The sequence below is a fragment of the Legionella longbeachae genome, from assembly GCF_004283175.1.
Classification (GTDB): Bacteria; Pseudomonadota; Gammaproteobacteria; order Legionellales; family Legionellaceae; genus Legionella; species Legionella longbeachae.
Genome location: NZ_RXNW01000016.1, coordinates 1 through 19,342, shown reverse-complemented (window position 1 = coordinate 19,342; position 19,342 = coordinate 1). Strand labels below are relative to the sequence as shown.

The window sequence follows — 19,342 nt, the reverse complement described above, 5'->3', positions numbered from 1 at the left end:
AACGTGAGAAGAACGCAGAATGATTTCTAAATTTTTTATTGAGCGGCCTATTTTGGCAAACGTTATTGCACTACTCCTAATTTTACTCGGATTGGTTGCTATAATTGTCTTACCTGTATCTCAATATCCAGCTATTGTTCCCCCCACTATTCAGGTAACTACTACATATCCAGGTGCTGATGCAGAAACGTTAATTAAAACCGTAGCCTTGCCTATTGAGCAGCAAGTAAACGGGGTCGAAAACATGCTCTACATGCAATCCACAAGCACTAATAATGGCACATATACATTAATTGTCACTTTTGCGATTGGAACAGATCTAAATTTTGCTCAAGTGTTGGTACAAAACCGAGTGCAATCTGCAATGGCTCAATTGCCGCAATCGGTGCAAAAGCAAGGGGTTCTTGTACAACAAAAATCGACCAATATTTTACAGTTTATTACGTTGACGTCTAAAAACAATGAATATGATGGTTTGTTCTTGGATAATTATGCAGCAATTAACATGCAAGATGAACTATCTCGTTTACCTGGAGTAGGAAACGTAATTATTTTTGGAACGGGTACCTATGCTATGCGGGTTTGGCTTGACCCCCAAAAAATGTTAGCTTATTCCTTAAACCCAAGCGATGTGCTTGAAGCCATCACCCATCAAAACCAGGAGATTTCATCAGGACAAATTGGAGCCCCACCATCAGCAGGGACACCTGCTTATCAATTTACAGTGAATGTTCCAGGCCAACTTGCTGATGTAGAGCAATTCTCAAATATTATTGTTAAGACAATCGCCCAAAAACCTAATCAATCTGCAAACAGTAACAGGATTAACAATAGTGCTCAAATCGTTCGCATACGTGATGTAGGTCGTGTTGAATTAGGTTCTAATAGTTATAACCAGCTTGCTAAATTAAACAATAAACCGGCAGCTGCTATTGGGATTTTTCAGCTTCCAGGCGCTAATGCGTTAGAAGTTGCCACTGAGGTACGAAAAGCAGTGGAGAAAATGTCTAAAAAATTCCCTCCGGGGATGCAGTATTCCGTCCCTTTTGACACTACTATTTTCGTAAAGGCTTCAATTGATGAGGTATATAAGACTTTATTTGAAGCAGGTATTCTCGTATTAATCGTTATTCTTGTTTTTCTACAAAACGCACGCGCAACTCTGGTGCCTACCACCACCGTCCCGGTAACGATTATTGGTGCCTTTTTTGCCATGCTTGCATTAAGCTATTCCATTAATTTATTAACTTTATTTGCTCTGGTTTTGGCAATAGGTATTGTAGTAGACGATGCGATCGTGATTGTTGAGGGCGTGACGCAACATATTGAGCGAGGAACACCACCGAAAGAATCTGCTATTCATGCGATGGCTGAATTAATGGGGCCTGTAATTGGTATTACGCTGGTACTAATGGCTGTATTTGTGCCTGCGGGTTTTATGCCTGGTTTAACCGGTGCAATGTATGCTCAATTTGCATTGGTTATTGCAGCGACAGCATTTATCAGTGCAATCAATGCGATGACGTTGAAACCAACACAATGCGCTTTATGGCTTAAACCCATTGATCCACAAAAGAAGAAGAATGCTGCATTTCGTTTTTTCGATCGTGTCTATTTGCCTATAGAAAATACCTACATTAAATTTATAGATAAACTGGTCCATAAAAATAAAACCGTTTGCCTTATAGGTCTTTCATTAGTAGTAATAGCTATCCTGGGTTTAAGTCGTATTCCTACCGGCTTTATTCCCATTGAAGATCAAGGCTACGCTATGTTAAACGTGCAATTACCGGATGGTTCGAGTTTGGAGCGCACCGAGGCGTTGATGCATGATTTAAGCGAGCAAATATCTAAAATTGATGGGGTTGAAAATGTGATCAGCATCGATGGTATTTCTCTTTTAGATAATAGTGCGAGCCTTCCTAATGGTGGTGCACTGTATGTAATGTTTAAAGACTGGAGTGTACGTGGTAAGAAAGAAGATTTACTGGAAATGTACAAAAGACTAAATGAAGTTGCCCAGAAAAACTTGGGTGCTAAAATTTTAGTAATGATTCCGCCTGCTATCCAAGGCTTAGGGAACGCCGGGGGCTTCCAAATGCAAGTAGAATTGCAGGATGGTTCATTTGATTATCGAAAATTACAAACAGCCACTGATGAACTAATTCGTTATGCGATGCAGCAGCCCGAACTGCAGAGAATGATGACTTCATTTCGAGCTTCAGTACCACAACTTTCAGCGCCAATTAATAGAGTCAAAGCAGAAACTTTAGGGGTTTCTATAGGTGATGCCTCCGATGCGTTACAAACCTATCTTGGTTCGTCTTATGTGAATCTTTTTACAAAATTTGGACAAGTATTTCAAGTCTATGTACAGGCGGATGCTCCTTGGCGTATGTCTATCGAGGATGTGCGAAATTATTACGTTAAAAATAAGTCTGGTGAGATGGTTCCGTTAGGAACACTAACGGATATGACCTCTACCACAGGTCCTTCTATTATTTCCCTTTATAACCTGTACCCCTCAAGCAATATTTATGGTATGGCTGCACAAGGCTATAGTTCAGGTCAGGCAATGGAGGTTCTAGAAAAAGTAGCTCATCAGGTCTTACCCGCGGGGATCTCTTTTGAGTGGACGAGTACTGCGTACCAAGAAAAGATTGCTGGAAACCTGAGTTACTATATTTTCATGTTGTCGTTGATATTAGTTTATCTCATCTTGGCGGGCCAGTATGAAAACTGGGTTGCTCCGGCGGCAATCTTATTAAGTGTTCCATTAGCTTTAATAGGTACGGTGTTGGCTTTATCTGCTTTGGGAATAGCAAACAATATGTATACGCAAATTGGGGTTTTATTGCTTATTGCTTTGGCAGCAAAAAATGCTATTTTGATTGTTGAAGTAGCGCGTGAACAACATGAATATCATAATAAATCCATCATGGAAGCTGCAGTGCTTGGCGCGAAGACGCGTTTTCGCCCCATTCTAATGACTTCTTTTGCCTTTATTCTTGGTGTGATGCCTTTAGTATTTGCTACAGGTGCTGGTGCCAACGCCCGTAAGTCTATTGGTATTGCTGTATGTAGTGGTATGCTGGCCTCGACATGCCTTGCCGTAGTTTTTGTACCCGCTTTTTATGTGATGCTACAAAGCTGGCACGAACGTAGAAAAGCGAAGAAGAATCAAACACTTTAAATAATAAAGCAACCTATTTTTGTTATAGCGTATAATATAAGCCAATCCTATTGGGATGGCTTATTTTTTTTCATATTGCCTGCATTTGTATCGAAACAGGGTTCATTATGTTAAACTCATAGTAATGACTGTGGCGTAAGAGTTCTATAATGACGACATTAAAACAGCAGCAAGCTCAAAAAGAATATTTTGAAAAAATTACTGCTCGCGCGATTCAGCAAGCGTTGCAAAAAAATCCATCCTCTTTGCTTTTTGATCCCCAAGGGCGAGTATTGATTGATGTTACACTAACTGAACAGGAACGGGGGTTATTCATACAAGGCTTCGGGAAGACCAGAGCCCCCTCCCCAATAACTACCGTGAGTTTGGATGTTACGCAAATCAAAGAACTTAATGAAGAATATGAGCGTCGTTATGGGCTTGATAAGTTAAATAAAGAGCAGTTAGATAAATTATCAACTGTTAGAGGAAGTATTATCCCTCTCCAACAAGAGTTTCATTTTCACTTGGCACTTGCTGCACGGATCTACACTAAAGTTGACAATAGACGATTTCCCAAGGAACAAATGGAAATTGCGCATCAAGCGGCGATGAAACGGATTCAACCATTGTTTGAGCAGGCATTTGCTGATGCATTAGAAAAAGCCAGGGAAAAAGGCGCGCTAAATGATGTGAAACTGATTCAAGAGCTAGATCATGCCCGCAAAAAGATATCTGCAGAAGCACATAGTATTTTAATGGAGGAAGTGCTCAAAGAAACAGGACAACGTTTATCTAAAGAAGATTTGAAAAAAATAGAGAAAAAGCATATAGCCGAAAAAACAACAGCTTCGCCTAATGATTTGTTGTACATTGATCAATCATTAGAGCAGGCAATCTGGATTTCTGGTTCCGAAAACACGGCTCATGAGCGTCTTCGTCATTTGTCAGAAGTATATGCCCTTGCCGATAGGCAAATTGTAACTCTCGCACTAAGAGAAGAAAAGCAGGGCCGGGCGCGTTTACAAATTAGAGTACCTTCGCTTGATGTGAAAAAAAATCTTTCCATGGACAGCGCGATTGATGATGTTAGTGTAAAACTTTTAGCACTCGCCGAGAAATACTCAATCCACACTATCTCTGCAAATCCATTAGGGCGCAAAGCATTTACTTATAATCTTCATACCGCAATTAATCATACCCTGGATGATTTGTTTAAAGATAATAAACAATCATGGGGTGCACAGGCCATTTTAAATGGTGCTCATCTTTATAATAAAGTCCAACTTGCATCAAAAGAACCCAAACCTTTTTGTTTTGTGCAAAATATATCAGTTAATGGTTTTGGTGATAGTTTAGGATATGGGTGGAATATAGGTTGGAATAAACTGCGAAACGAAGCCACTTTAATGGCTGAGATGGCGATGCTGCAAAATCTGGTGGGGCCAAAGGACAACCTCCCTGAAATTCAGAAGGTTTTTGAGTATTACGAACAGTTTTTGATAAATTGTAAGAGTCGTGGTGAAAACTATTTTTCCCGCTCGAAAGAGGGGCAACTCGCTATCGCGCACATTAAAGCAATTAAAGCGGCATGGACCCAACAAGATGCAAGAGTTTATGAGCAAGATGCTACTCCAGTTGAAAAAGCACAAGAAGCTTTAAAAACAATCATGGCAAATAATCTGCATCATAAACATGAATATGCCAAACTCGTGCAATCACTTTCTATGTTTATTGAAGAAGCTTCTATCGCTGGATGTAAAAGTGGGAATGAACGTGCGCAAGCAATTAATGGCAGGGTAGCGATTTTAGATCATGAGGCCAGTAAAACCGACAGCATAATTTTTAAAGCCATTGACGCCCTGGCCAAGGCAAGGCCTGGTGATGTTAAAAAATATGCGTCTGACTTAAAACGCAATTTAGATGACAAATATGATCATCACCTACAAACGGGTTTATCATTAATTAGCGATGTCGATCAAGGAGCCTCTGCTAAAGTCAATGCCAAGGCTCCGTGGTATAAGTTTTGGACAAGACTTAATCCAAATTATGCGGAGGAGTCTTCCTTAAAGCATCTATCACAGGAAAAATCTGGAAATATGCAGGCACACAAAGGGCTTACGGATGCGATGGCCGCAGCTTCAGGGCATCCTAAGAGCTTTAGCGCCTATCTTGGATTTGGCAAGTTGGGGATGGCATTGAGTATTATTACCTTGCCAATTAGCGCGTTAGTGCTCTCTGGAATTTATTTGTTTTCTTATAAACCTTACAAAGAGAAACTAATAGCTAATGCTGAACCAAGAATAAAAGAATGTGAAAAAATCTATGCAGAACGTATAGAACAGAATTCCCAAAGAGTAGTTGCCAGTTATGAAAAAGCTAATCTTCATCTCAATGAGCTTATAGTGGAAAAAGGAATGGGTTTTTCTGTAGAGGAGCAACCTATAATGGATCAAGAAGTTGAGTATCCTCATACTCAACTTAAATTCTTTGCTGCGCTTCATGAGCCATTAAGTGTTAAAGCGGAAGATATCCATCACCATATGAGCCAATTTAAGGGTGTTTTAGCACAAATAAAAACACGACAACAGAAAGAAGGCTCAGTGGATATTGATTATGAAAGATCGTCACCTAATGTCAAAAATTGATTGGGAAATCTCCGATGTACCGTGGTTTTTCCACGGTAATTAATGCAAGGGACACGCCAAAGCAAAGGGTCTAAATAGCCAGCCACAAAGCAAATTTTTTTGGAGCAATGCAGTTTTTTAATCTCTAAAATAAGCACATCTTTATTCCTGATAAGAAATTACCATTCCATTTTTGCCTTAAACGATCATATTACTTTAATTTTCTTTGCATATCATGAAAACATACAGCATGTAATATCAAAGCAAAAATGGATTCAAAGCCCGGGTTGGTTTGTACTTGGTTATGAACTTCGATGATGCTAAAGCTGTGAAATCTCATTTTAAATGATTGCGAGATTCATTTAACCGATGAAGAGATTGCTCAACCATATTATGCGGAAATGAGGATGTTTGATCATGCCACCATCAAAAGAACAACAGTTGTTTCAAAAAGAATACCTTCAAAATATTACCGGACAGGCCCTTAAACAAGCTTTAGAGAATAAAGATGCTTTGCTTTTTGATCCTCAAGGACGTGTGCTGATTGATGTTTCAACTGAACTTTCTGTGAATTTATTTAAGCAAGGATTTGGTGACGCGCGTACTCCATCGCCAATAACCACTGTGAGTCTTGATCTATCGCATCATCCTGAGCTTAAAAAGGAATATTTGAAGCAATATGGGTTAAATGAAAATCAATTTCAACAATTATCAGACATCAGGGACAGCATTATTCCCCTACAACAAGAAATTCATTTTCATTTAGCACTAGCCGCTCGCCTATTAACAAAAAGTGATCCTGGGCGATTTCCAGCAGAACAAATGAATCAAGCGCATCTAAAGGCGATGCAGCAGGTACACTCATTAATCCAAAATGAATTTAAACAATCTTTGAAAAAAGCTACAGCAAAAGAAAGAACAATAAATGACGTCATACTTATTCACGAATTAGATAAGGCTCGTAAAAAAATTTCTCTTGAAGCCCATCAAATACTTGCTATAGAGACAGCCAAACAAACTGGTCATAAGTTGACTCGAAAAGAATTTAAACAATTTAATATAAAGCATAAGGCAGAGGAAACAACAGCCACTCCTAATGATTTAATCCATACGAACCAATCATTAAAACAAATGGTCTGGATTAGTGGTTCGGAACAAACTGCACATAAGCGGGGGGTTAATATTATTGCAGAACGTCAAATTGTTACAGTCGGACTTTTAGGGGTTCAAGACCCGCCCCCTCGTTTGCAAATGAGAACATCCTCTCTTGATGTGAAAGATAATGACATTGATGGACGTAAGCTAAGTAAGCAAGAGAAAATTGCAGATGTCAAAAATAAATTAGGTTCTCTTGCAACAAAATATTCAATACATGGAGTGGTGACCAAGAATGCATTGGATAACAAGGCATTTACTTATAACCTTCACACAGCAATTAATGACACCATAGGGGACTTGGGGGGTAATAAACAATCTGAAGGAGCTCGCATTATTCTAAGCGGTGCTCACCTTTATAATAAGTCGCAGTTGACCTCCCCTGAAAATGCAGTTTTTTGTTTTGTACAAAATATCTCAGTTAATGGATTTGGCGATACTTTAGGATATGAGGGCAATGATCTAAAAACAGAAGCTACTTTGATGGCTGAAATGGCCATGCTCCATAATCTGGGCAGCAAAAATGATATTGATAATAATCAGAATATTCAAAAAATATTCGGGCACTATAAAACCTTTTTACAAAGAGCTGATGGATCTCCTAAAAAAGACCTTTTTTTTTCCAAATCGAGGGAAGGTCAACAAGCAATTCAGTCAATTCAAAATATTAAAGCGACATGGCGAGTACAAGATATTGATGTAAGCGCAGTGGATCCAGTTGAAAAAGCAAAAGCAGCTTTAAAAAGGATGATGGCTAATGATCTGCATCATCAACACGAATACTCCAAATTGATTCAATCATTATCCCTGTTTGTTGAAGAGGCCTCTATTTCAGGATGTAAGAGTGGCAATGAGCGGGCACAAGCGATAAATGGCCGAGTTGCAATTTTTGATTCTGAGTCAACTAAACCTGATAGCGCTATTTTTCAAACCCTAGTTAAACTTGCAAAAGCCAGGTGTTTCACTAATGTAATAAACGAAGCAGCGAATTTAAAACGACAATTAGACGTGACTTATGACAAACATCTGCAAGCAGGTGTTTCATTGATTAGTGATGTGGATCAGGGCGCTTCTACCAAAATCAATGCTAAAGTCCCATGGTATAAGAGCATATTGGCGCAATTTAATAGAAACTATGCCGAAGAATCTTCATTAAGGCATCTAAGCCAGGAAAAAGCTGGAAATATGCAAGCACACAAGGGACTTACTGAAAATATGGCAGAAGCATGGGAGCCTAAGGGGTTCAGGGAGTTTTTGGGTAATGGAGCCAAAAGCATCGCAAAATTTGTAGGGTTAACCGTATTATCAGCAGGTATTTGGGCGTTAAAAACCGGTGTAGAATATGCAGTATACAGGTTTAGTTCCAAAAGTAGGGAAAAAGTAGAGGCCGCATTACAAGATTATCAAAAAGATCATCAATCAAAACCGCGAGCAGTTGAAAAAAAGCACGATGGTATTGATATGCCGGAGCAGCATGAATCCAGTTTCGAACTTAAAAGGTCAGATTCTAATTCGGCTCAACGGAGGGAACCTAAACCTGCTCCTATTCCTGAAATTTACAATACAGCGTCGTCAAATAAGACGCAACAGTATAGGGGAAGTATGTCTGCTGGGCGAATGAAACAACAAGATGGCCTTACTCCTAATGGATATGTCCCTAAGTAAAAACGAGAATGGCTATTATTCTAAATCCATGAATTTAAAAGGGGCTGATCTTATCCATGTGATTGAAATATGCATTTTTTTGCGAGAATGACTTTTATTTCCTCTTTTAACTGTTCCGATAATTGCGTTAAGGGAAGGGTATTTAAGCCTGCCTCTTGATATAAGTTCCTTATTTTATCGTTTTGTATTGTTTTTAAGTGAAGTGAAATTGTTTCAATGTCCCCTCTTGCCAAAGGGCCTGTGAGCGCCTCTGGGATATATTCTGTGCGTTGTAAATTATTCAAATTTCCCTGCATTAATTTTACTATCATTTGCCGGCTTTGTTGTGGGGGAATTCCCGCTTCAAGAAATAATTCCTCACTACACGCAGCCAAGGTAATTAGATAATTCGAGGCCATGCAGGCCGCGGCATGGTATGTTGCTTTTGCTTCAGGCTTAATGGCAATAAGGTTGGCTCCCAATCGAGTAAAAGAGCTTTTTAACCACTCACAAACTTCATCATCCCCTTCTAAAACACAGTCAACTTGTCTAAAGGCGGTGGACTCTAAGTAATTTATTTTAAATGCTTTTAAAGGATGGAAACTCGCTATAAAACAGCCTTTTTTTCTTAATGGAGCAAGTAAAGCAGAGCTAAATACTCCACTGCAATGAATAACAAAACTGTTTGGTTTTAAAGTAGGGCTCTGAGTTAATGTTTCTACAACAGATTGAATGGCATCATCATTACAGCAAATCCAGGTGATCTCAGCTTCTGGTAACAGGTCGATTTTAGCAGCTGCCTTACCTGCGCCAATTTCATGGCACGCATTTTTAGTGCTGGCTAAGTTGCGGTTACATATCGAAAACGATGAGACAAGCTGGGCTGTAGATAAAGCTAAAGCAATATTTTTACCTAATCGACCGGCACCTATGATATTGCATTTCATATTTTTTCCATTCAAAAAAAAGCATTATAAATGATGTTTTTATAAAAGGCACAAAAAATACATTTTTTGTAAAAATTTATCACCATTAGCACGAATTATTGGTTATAATACTCTCAATTTTCTATGTTGAGAATGAATTATGCCTTATTTGGTAACAGGAAACGCACAACAAATTTTCCATGCATTTGGACTAGATTGGGCCGTTGCTGAAGGAAAAGATGATACAGGAACAATTCACTTGGATTTTCCACGAACCCATTTTCTGGGCTCTCCAGAAGAAGCCATAAAACATTTTGACATATGGAATACAAGAGCTCTGGGGCGATATTACTTGCAAGGGAATATGTCTGCGGGGAATCTACACTATTTACTTGGTCCTAATCCTCTCATGAAGGAGAAAGAGGATCCTGAATCTTACAGCGCAAATGTGGTTCGCCAACATTTTGCTTATATGAATGATAAAGGAGAACCTTGTGGGCTTATGGTAATGTATCGTACAGATAACCCCAGGCAATGGATTATGGGACACATAAAAAATGGCCATGCCGCACCCAAAGATAGAGAGCTTACTTTGTTATCAAGCTTTGATTTGGCTCCATTTATTTCCGTACCTGCTCCAAAAGAACCCGTTACTTCTTCCGTGCCTAATTCAGCCGTAACTGTTTCTCATGTGGACTTTTTAAATAATCCTTTCATAGGGCAGATTGGTGCCAATTTACCCCGTAGCCTATTAAAAAATATCGTTAATGCAGAGAATGGTGAAATAAATTTACGTTTTCAACGCGTCGAATTGATGACACGGAAATTACACGTGGAACAAGAAATGGTGACATTATCCGATCCCATACAATTTTCCGAACTCAACTTGGCTGCATTATTTGCGGATAATAAAGCCCTGGATTTAATTATCAAATATAATCTTGCCACCCTGTTTCCCTTGTCATCTACTTTACTTCATGATCTTTTGACAGATCCAAGTTTGTTGCGTCAACAAATCGAGGCAATTCAATTAACTCAAGATGAAAACCGTAATAAGAATTTATTAAAAATGATTCTTGTATTTTATAAGCATGGGTTGCTGGAAAAAAATGGATATCTACTTAATGATCCCATGCTTCTGCAAACCTATGGCAGTTTAATGGGGGATGAAGCACAAATTAAACTAATACCATTTTTAAAAAACCAAAAATATCCTGATGGCTTAATGCGCCAAATATTATCTGAACCTGCATATTATAAAGCGATTGGCATGTTGGTAGATTTGCAGCCGGAACTCACCGAGGATGTCCCCGAATTCTTTAAGGATTCAAAAAAACTGGAGGATTTAAACTTTATCCATTCTTTATCGAATGATGATACGAAGAGGCTTTGCTTGCTTTTTTGGGTTTATGAAAATTTTTCTGAAGATGGTTATGAACAAATTATTACGGCAACAAATCATTATCCATTATTAGCCTCTACATTAGTTGCTTTAGAGCAAACAAAAACGAAAACAATTGATCAACTACAAGCATTGGCTTTAAATCCCAAAGAACATTTACGAAAATCAATTCTTCACCATTTTCGGGAGGAATTAAATACAGTACATGGTGTCTCAGCCAATTTGCGTCAACTTCCTGTCCAGGATTTGGAAGCAGCAAGTGAATCCTTAATTTTATTAAAAAAATCAAAGATTACTGCTCCGCAATCTTATCGTTTGGTATTAGATAAAGAGAGCAAAGGACACGCTTTGCGGTTACTTTTACCGCAGTTGGCAAAAATAAAAAATGAAGAGCATCGAAAAGCACTAATTGAAATTCTTTTGGTTGGAGCAAAATTTAATGTTGAATCTCAAGATAAGAGGGTGCAAGCGATAAAAGGTCCAAAAGAATTAAAAGAATTGGCTATCGACATCCATGAATGTTTTAAGTGCATTATACAATTACAAGATTTCAAGTGTGAAAAAGAAGCCATTAAACTTGTGGCTCAAAAAGATTCAGAAGAGGCTAAGCGTTTCCGCCAAGTCATTTTGTGTATTATGGAGCAATGTAAAGTAGTCGATGATCGATTATCCGGTTCACAATCTTATAGGCATATGTTCCTGCAATGGGAAGCAGAACAAAAAAAATATAGAAAAATATTATATCAAATCGCTTACGAAGGACTAACAAATCCTAACGCAAATATACGTCCTAAATTACAGGAGGCTGAGGATAGGATTTTAGCGATTGTCGATCCTGAAATTAAATCAGACGTTTACAAGGCACTCATTGTTTTTGCCAATATAATTATTACTGCTTTATCCCTTAGCCTTGCCAATGTCATAAAGTATAAAACTACTGGTAATTTTTGGTTTTTTAATCAAACTCGTTCAGGAGAGGAACTACGCGCTCTTGATAGAGAGATTTTTGAGCTTATTGCACCAGAAAAAAATGATGAAGTTGGCACTTGTGGCATACTTTCTCTGTGTTGAAAATAATTATGAGTTGGATAGAACAGGAAGGGGTTACTTCTTTAGGCCGTCTGCTGTTGCCTGTCCGTTAATCACAAGGTAAAACTATCGGGGAAAATCCAAATTTGCGGAGTTATTGAGAAGGTTCAGCCACTTCATAAAGATTGATGATTTTCTTTAGTAGACTCGATTACCGGATCTTTTATTGCAACACGCGCTATGCGTTTCTAAAAAGAGTTTTATTGTTCAGGCAATAATCAAATAGCCGTCCACCATTAAAAGAGGCAAAAAATAATCTAAAAGGATAAAATCTGATCCTCTGTTTAGTTTCCTTGTTCTTTGTATGAAAATTATTCTTGAACTTCTTAAAAATTTCTGCTTAATATGAACTATTCTATATGGACGACTGTGAATTAATGGATTAAAAAATGGCAATACCAAAAAAAGCACTGAGGCATAGTCAATTCATCTCAAAAACGCCTATTTCTGATGGCTCTCATAAAGTTTATTCCGTCTCCTTTGAAGAAGAAGGTATTACTAAAAAAGCCTTTTTTAAAGAACTAGAACCCCAAAGGCATTACCCCGAGCTATTAGCTAAAATAAGTGTAGCTACTTCTTCATTCAAAAGATCATTCCAGGGAAAAAGATCGGCTGAAGAACGATTAGTCTTTGATGATGAAGATCGATTAATAGGGACTTTGTCCATTTGTGTTGATAATTTTAAACCTTTTCATTACGCGGAAGATGGAATTCCGGTTAATAGCACTTTAAGAGAGCAGGTTGCTCCAAGTGTGAAAACTTTAGTTGAAAAAAACTTTATTGAACTGTTGTTTGGGAGATGGTTTCTTGATGATGACGATGGTCATCCGCATAACTTGAGTTTGGATGCTGATATCGATTTTGATATGTTTTTTTATTGGTTTACTATTCATATGAAAGAACCAAGATCGGTCATAGGCATTCCTAAAAAACACGTTTTTCTCTCTGTGCCAGATTATGAGTCATTTCCTAATGTCCAGGATTCCAAGCCATATCATTGGGCGCCATACACACATCCAGGCAAAGTGACTATTCCTGTACTCTTGCCTGGGCAAGAACAGGTTCTACCTAAATTATTACCTAAAGCGTACGCGGATCCCGTGCAATTTGCGCGTTTGGCTCAAGATTCTGTGGCACAAGAGCAAAAACTGGCGGCGGCTCTAAAAGCGTTATTAACGTATCAGCCTGAAGTACAACGTAAACGTTTAACTGAACTTTTTGGCGAGTTAACGTTAAACTACACTTCCTTAGACGAAACCAATAAAGAGCTGCGTGCTAAATATGAAGAGCTCTACCCAGATCTTTGCAATGAAAAGACAAATGCAGAGCCTTTTGTAGATTTTATGATGAAGCTCTATCAGGAGCATTATGATAACTTATACCGGGTTGTCGTTTTTTATATGGGATGTGTAAATAACGGTTATGGTATCCCTTTACCCCCAACCTGTCTGGCTCTTTACCAAAAACCTTCCTTTTATCGTAATATTGAAAAATGGGTCAATAATGAAAATGATACAAGCTACGCGAAAGATAGTGAACTAAAATATGATCTCGCTGAGTTACAAAAACGCTATCATCAAGTTTGGCGTGATGCGTTTGCTCCAACATTAAAAGAACTTCTTCATAGTTCATATCGACTCATAAATACGTTACTTCAAAAGACCACTAATCCACCCCATGTGCAGGTTTCTGAGATTATCAGCAAAAAGATTACCGATGATAGTTTAACCAGCGCGTGGGAGCTTTTTGGGAATATGCCTGAACTCGCTGTCGAAGCTATTGAAGAAAAAATTAGTGTGGATAAAGACAGTAATTTACGCGATGCTTTACTTGCTTTAGTTGCATTTACTAACGAGTTTCGTGCGATTACAAAAGACTATTATATTAAAGAACGAAAAGACCTTACCGAAGAGCATAACCTGGAGTTTTCAACCAAACTTACTTTACTGCATCAGAAATACAACTTAGATATCCGCAGAGCTTTAGCGAATACAACGCCTTGCGCAGTTGAATTTCATAATCTTTCCTCAAGCCTCAAATTAATTGCTGAACAGGTCAATTTCCCATTGCACTTGACCACTACAGACGAATTGATGGAGGAAGCATTACTTTCTGTTAAAAAGGATGTATTGCCTTTCACCCATGATGATGTCAAAAAGCAATACCACGACACTTTATTTATTTGGGCAAAAAGCTTGAAGCCAGAAGAGCTGGAGCGATATGTTACAGAGATTATTGATAAAAAATATGCTCCTTTATTGTCTACTTTTTCATTTCGCCAACGAACAGAGCCTGTGAAAGAATATTTAAGAGAAAGCTCGAATGAAAGTGGTGATAATCGATTAGCTTATATACTAAGCTCCGGATCTCAGCAAGATGGCGCTTTAAATAAGCTTATCATAGAGGGGCTTACTCCTTTAATGCTGCAAGAACATCCTATACCCAGTATTGATGTTGCCATTAGAGATAAAAGTTTTGAACGGGGTATAGCAGATTTTACTCGTGATGTAGTGTTTTATGCAAAGAAGGATAAACGATTTACTCATCCCTTTAGTGATATGGGTATTTCATTAATCTATAGGGCTGTTTATGATTGGGTAGATAGTTTAACCGAAAAATCATTTCAAAGTCTTATCAAGTCTTCATTAAAACAATATGAATCAAAGACATGGGGAAGTTATTGGGGCTCATCAAGGCGCTCAGAAGTTGAGGGTTATCTTAAGGGGAATTGTAATGCAAGAGCATTAGCTATGATTTTTATGAATGGCTTCGATTCTTCAACATTAAACGAGTGTTTATTTACCAAAATAGTCGAAACAATAAAAAAGGAATTTGCAAGCGGGGAATTCCCTGCAATGCAACAAGATCCCAAATATCAATTAGTTGCCAATTTTAATTTGGAAAAACATAAAGTATTTTATCTTGCTAACCTAAAGCATCACAGTGAGACCATTGCTGCATCCCATCGTCAACTCCAAATTACTTATAGTTTAACGCATTAGAAAAGATAGGTTATATTTACAGGTAGTATTGTATTTGTTATTTGCGCTTTAAAATTGAGTTTACAAATCATGATTTGTGACTCTTAAGCGTATAGGTTATGATTTCCTTTTTATAAGCAGTGAGAATTTTGCATGCCTTTAGATTTATTCAAAAAATTGTCGCAATATATTATTCCAAAACATAGTTTAACCTTGCTGGCTGGTTATTTAGCGGATGTGAAAAATATCAAAGTTAAGGATTACCTTATTCAACGCTTTATTCATGAATATCAAGTGAACATGAGCGAAGCTTTAATTGAAAATCCTGAGGCATATCAGTGTTTTAACGATTTTTTTATCCGTCGTTTAAAACCTGGGTGCCGACCTTTGGCACAAGCAGGCGTCATTTCTCCAGTAGATGGTTGTGTCAGTGAAATCGGTTCAATTGAAGAAGACAGACTGATTCAAGCAAAGGGACACTATTATACTGTTTCTGAGCTCCTTGCATGCAATAAAGAAATAGCGTCTCGCTTTATTAATGGACGATTTGCAACATTGTATTTATCGCCTAAAGATTACCATCGTGTGCATATGCCTATCGATGCTGAAATTACCTCGATGACTTATATCCCAGGGGCATTATTTTCGGTGCAACCGTCAACGGTTCAAGTGGTGCCCAAGTTATTTGCTCGTAATGAGCGACTGGCCATCTTTTTTTCTACTCCCGTGGGGCCTATGGCTATAGTGATGGTTGGTGCAACCATAGTTGGTGCGATAGGAACAAGTTGGCATGGGGATATTAAACGGAGTAAAAATCGCGTTGATTTTGAATATCCTCAGGCTAATAAAAAAATGGCTCAAGGTGATGAAATGGGTTACTTTAAGTTAGGCTCCACTGTTGTAGTGTTGTTTGCTGATGAGAGTAACGTCGATTGGAACAAAGAATTAAAAGCAGGGAGTGTACTTCGTTTTGGTGAGGCTATGGGTGAGATTGGGGACAATAAAACTTAAAAGCATATTTACATAAGGCCAATCATCCTAAAATTTTGGGGCATTTCCCCTAAAAAGAGCCGCTTGCGGGCATAGCTATGGGATAAGCGTCCAGGACGCTATTGATTTCCTCTCCCGTAAGTGTTCACACTCATGAACTGAAAGGCTGCTTTTCGCGCACCTGCGCTCAATCATACTCCTTGAACACAAACCTTTTGCCGGGCTAATTACTTGAAAAATCAATGGGTATTAGGTGAGTGCAAATGGTGTACCTAGTTTTTTATTAACCGCATTGTGATAAACCACTGAAGCGACACTTAAATCCTGGATGGAAAGCCCAACTGACTTGAAAACGGTGAGTTGGTTTTTGTAGTCTTGATTTTGATGAAGTAGCCAATCACCTATTTCAATAATTGATTCTTGTTTTAAGTGATTTTGTTGTAGGGCGTTGATAATTTCGCCTGCTTCGGTTAATGCTGCTTGCAATTGATCCACAATTACTATCGCACTGCTGAGTAAGTCATTGCCAATTTCTTTCATCTGTGCGTTATGGGACCCTATGGCATTGATATGTGCATGGGGTTGTACCTCTTTAAAATGAATTAGTGGTTCGGTACTCCCGGTTGCAGTACAAATAATGTCTGCATTTTTAATTGCTTCCGGAATATGATCATATACATTGATGGCATATTGATCCGCAAATTTTTCAGCAAATTGTTCGGCATTTTTTATATTTCTAGACCATACTGAGACTTGTTTGATATCACGTACAGTTGCTATTGCCTGTAGTTGTGTTTCTGCTTGAACTCCTGAGCCAATGATTGCAACATGAGTTGCATTATCTATTGCAAAATAGTTACTTGCCAAGCCTGATACAGCCCCGGTTCTTAGTGCCGTTAGATACCCCCCGTCCATTAATGCTTGAGGTTCGCCAGTACTGGCATCAAGTAACAAAATGCAACCGGTAATGGACGGTTTGTTTTTGGCATTATTTCCAGGGAAAATGGATACTACCTTTAATCCCAAAACTTTATCTTGAGCGAGATATGCCGGCATTGTTAAAGTCAAAGCCTCCTTTTCCTCAATCGGTATTCCAGTTCTTAGTGGTAATTGAACTTGTTGTTTAGCTAATTGCACAAATGCGTTTTCCATAGCGGTAATGGCTTGCTTCATGGTAATGCATTGTTTGACGTCATCTAAAGACAATAAGCGAAGACTCATGATGATTTTCAACCCCCAAATTCTTTAGTTAAAGCAGCTAATAATGTAGGGTACTTGAATTTAAATTGGTATTCAGCTAAACGTTGAGATGCTACTGTTTGTCCTGATAATAACAACTCTTCGCCCATTTGACCAAATAGAAATCGAATACTCCAGGAAGGTAATCGCATAAATACTGGTTTTTTTAAAACTTGCCCTAGGGTTTTCATGAAGTTTTTTTGTGAGACACATTCTGGCGCAACTAAATTAATGGGACCTGTAATCTCTGGATGTGCTAACAAAAATAAAATGGCATGAACAAGATCGGTGCTATCAATCCAGGCCAAGGGTTGTTCCCCTGTACCGAGCACCGCACCCATTCCATACTGGATAGGGATCTGCAATTTTTTTAACATCCCTTCCCCACGTTTTAGAACGACGCCAAAGCGCATTAGGGTAACTGGCATACCCATTGCAAAACCTTTTTTTGCTGCCTCTTCCCATTGTGTAACCAATTGTGATGCAAAACTCATTTTAGGAAAATCAATGGGCTTGGATGTTTCGGTAAATATGATATTGTCTTGTGCCTGCTTTTTTTGTAGTCCATAAATACCAATCGCGCTTGCATTATATAAATGTGGTTTTTTATTCTTTGCAGTGACACCCCATTCTATGAGTTGATTTGTTGTTTTAATACGACTTGAGAGCAGAACCTCTTTGGTTCGTGTATTCCAGCGATGAGCGGAAATGTCCTCTCCTGCTAAATTAATTATTGCGCTAAACTCGTCTGGGTTTAAAGTATCAAGCTTATTCCAGGTTGTTGCCTGAACGGTATTTGAGAATGCTTTTCGCACTTTTTCTTCATCTCGTCCTATCACATGAATTTCATGGCCAGATTTAAGGAGTTCGGGGATCAATGCTTGGCCAACTAACCCTGTTCCTCCGCTGACAATGATTTTCATACGAATCTCCTTTTGATATTAAACCTAATAGCATGGCACCGTTAACAATATTTATTAAAACACAATAACCATTAATAAGAGTAAAAAGAGAAACTTATTGACAACAATGATTCTTAATGACATCGATAATCCACCGCAATCGCTTATCATTCTCTAATCGCTTATGGTAATGGATCATAACTCGGTATTCTTTGATAGGAAATGGGAAGGATTTAATTTCAAATGGATACTTGTTTTGTAAAGAAAGAGCTAATGAGCGTGGCATCATTGCAATACAATTTGTTTGACTTATTACTTCACAAACACTAATCATGTTTGGCACAATTATTTTTGTCTTTCTCTTACCAAATCCTGCCAGTATTTTGAACAGCATATTGTCTTTACGTAGATAGCTGAACTGGACTTCAACATGATCAGCGGTGAAGAAGTCTTCTGTAGTCATTTCTTGATTAACTAGTGGATTTGATACGCCCATCACACATACAACCTCGTCAAAAAATAAGAGTTCGGCATTAGCGTTATTTCCAGTTTCAAGAAAGGCGGGACCCACTACAAAGTCAATTTCTGTTGCTAATAGATGTTCTAGATTTACGTATTCGGATAATGAAAGTGTTTTTAGTGTAAAGTTGGGGGCATTAGTGGATAAATAAGCACATAGCTTTGATAAAATAAGAAACTCTCCATGAACTGATAAAATAGCTTTATACGATAAATCTTCAGTAAATGGATCGAAAGTTGTTTCTTGAAAAATATTTTTAGAACTGTCTAAAAACGCTTTAATTTTTGGTGCTAAATCCAACGCTTTTTGAGTAGGTTGAAGTCCATGTGCTTTCCTTATGAATAAAGGATCGTCAAATAACTCGCGTAATTCCTTTAAAATATAACTCATAGCTGTTTGAGTTAAAAACGTTTTCTCCGCAGCCTTTGAAACAGATAGTTCGGTCATCAAAGTATCAAAGTGAATTAATAAATTTAAATTAATTCTTCTTATATCCATAAAATATATCCCGTAACAATCAGTTTTAATTAGTAATTAGCTATAAGTATAGTTGAAAATGCAGCACACATTTAATTTTTGAATATCAATATATATTGAAATTAAAAAAAGTTAAATGATTCAGTGGATTTATATTTTAAAAAATCACCATGGAATGATTTTGAATAAATAAAAATAATGGATTATGACTAAAAGAT

10 protein-coding genes are annotated in these 19,342 nt (G+C 38.0%); 6 read left to right on the top strand and 4 right to left on the bottom strand.

All coding sequences use genetic code 11. The features are described from left to right. The first annotated feature begins 19 nt into the window (after window positions 1–19). The 3 genes from EKG34_RS15105 (at window position 20) to EKG34_RS15095 (ending at window position 8,619) form a co-directional block, all read left to right on the top strand. Complete coding sequence (locus EKG34_RS15105; protein ID WP_003633936.1) at window positions 20–3,193, top strand: efflux RND transporter permease subunit; 3,174 nt, start codon at window positions 20–22, stop codon at window positions 3,191–3,193. A gap of 149 nt (window positions 3,194–3,342) precedes the next feature. Then, window positions 3,343–5,820, top strand: coding sequence for a hypothetical protein (locus tag EKG34_RS15100; RefSeq protein WP_080619845.1), 2,478 nt, complete (start codon window positions 3,343–3,345; stop codon window positions 5,818–5,820). Window positions 5,821–6,216: 396 nt separating this feature from the next. Then, window positions 6,217–8,619 carry a hypothetical protein gene (locus tag EKG34_RS15095; protein ID WP_003633946.1) on the top strand — a complete coding sequence of 801 codons (2,403 nt, stop codon included), beginning with the start codon at window positions 6,217–6,219 and terminating at the stop codon, window positions 8,617–8,619. Window positions 8,620–8,669: 50 nt separating this feature from the next. Here EKG34_RS15095 and EKG34_RS15090 read toward each other — a convergent pair whose 3' ends face one another. Beyond that, window positions 8,670–9,545, bottom strand: coding sequence for a Rossmann-like and DUF2520 domain-containing protein (locus tag EKG34_RS15090; RefSeq protein ID WP_003633948.1), 876 nt, complete (start codon window positions 9,543–9,545; stop codon window positions 8,670–8,672). 139 nt (window positions 9,546–9,684) lie between these two features. Here EKG34_RS15090 and EKG34_RS15085 point away from each other — a divergent pair, with 139 nt between their 5' ends. From EKG34_RS15085 to asd, 3 genes are all read left to right on the top strand, one after another. Next, a complete protein-coding gene (locus tag EKG34_RS15085; protein ID WP_003633950.1) occupies window positions 9,685–11,997 on the top strand; it encodes a hypothetical protein in 2,313 nt (770 codons plus the stop codon). 407 nt (window positions 11,998–12,404) lie between these two features. Continuing rightward, window positions 12,405–15,017: a hypothetical protein gene (locus EKG34_RS15080; RefSeq protein ID WP_003633951.1), complete on the top strand. Its 2,613-nt coding sequence runs from the start codon at window positions 12,405–12,407 to the stop codon at window positions 15,015–15,017. 132 nt (window positions 15,018–15,149) lie between these two features. Further along, window positions 15,150–16,007 (top strand): archaetidylserine decarboxylase, encoded by an 858-nt coding sequence (gene asd / locus EKG34_RS15075; protein ID WP_003633955.1) that lies wholly within the window; start codon window positions 15,150–15,152, stop codon window positions 16,005–16,007. Window positions 16,008–16,235: 228 nt separating this feature from the next. Here asd and EKG34_RS15070 read toward each other — a convergent pair whose 3' ends face one another. The 3 genes from EKG34_RS15070 to EKG34_RS15060 all read right to left on the bottom strand — a co-directional run bounded on the left by EKG34_RS15070 (window position 16,236) and on the right by EKG34_RS15060 (window position 19,145). Next, complete coding sequence (locus EKG34_RS15070; RefSeq protein ID WP_003633957.1) at window positions 16,236–17,207, bottom strand: ornithine cyclodeaminase family protein; 972 nt, start codon at window positions 17,205–17,207, stop codon at window positions 16,236–16,238. 8 nt (window positions 17,208–17,215) lie between these two features. Further along, on the bottom strand, window positions 17,216–18,148 hold the full coding sequence (locus tag EKG34_RS15065) for a TIGR01777 family oxidoreductase (protein WP_003633958.1): 933 nt from the start codon (window positions 18,146–18,148) through the stop codon (window positions 17,216–17,218). A gap of 94 nt (window positions 18,149–18,242) precedes the next feature. Continuing rightward, on the bottom strand, window positions 18,243–19,145 hold the full coding sequence (locus EKG34_RS15060; protein WP_003633961.1) for a LysR family transcriptional regulator: 903 nt from the start codon (window positions 19,143–19,145) through the stop codon (window positions 18,243–18,245). Window positions 19,146–19,342: the final 197 nt, after the last annotated feature.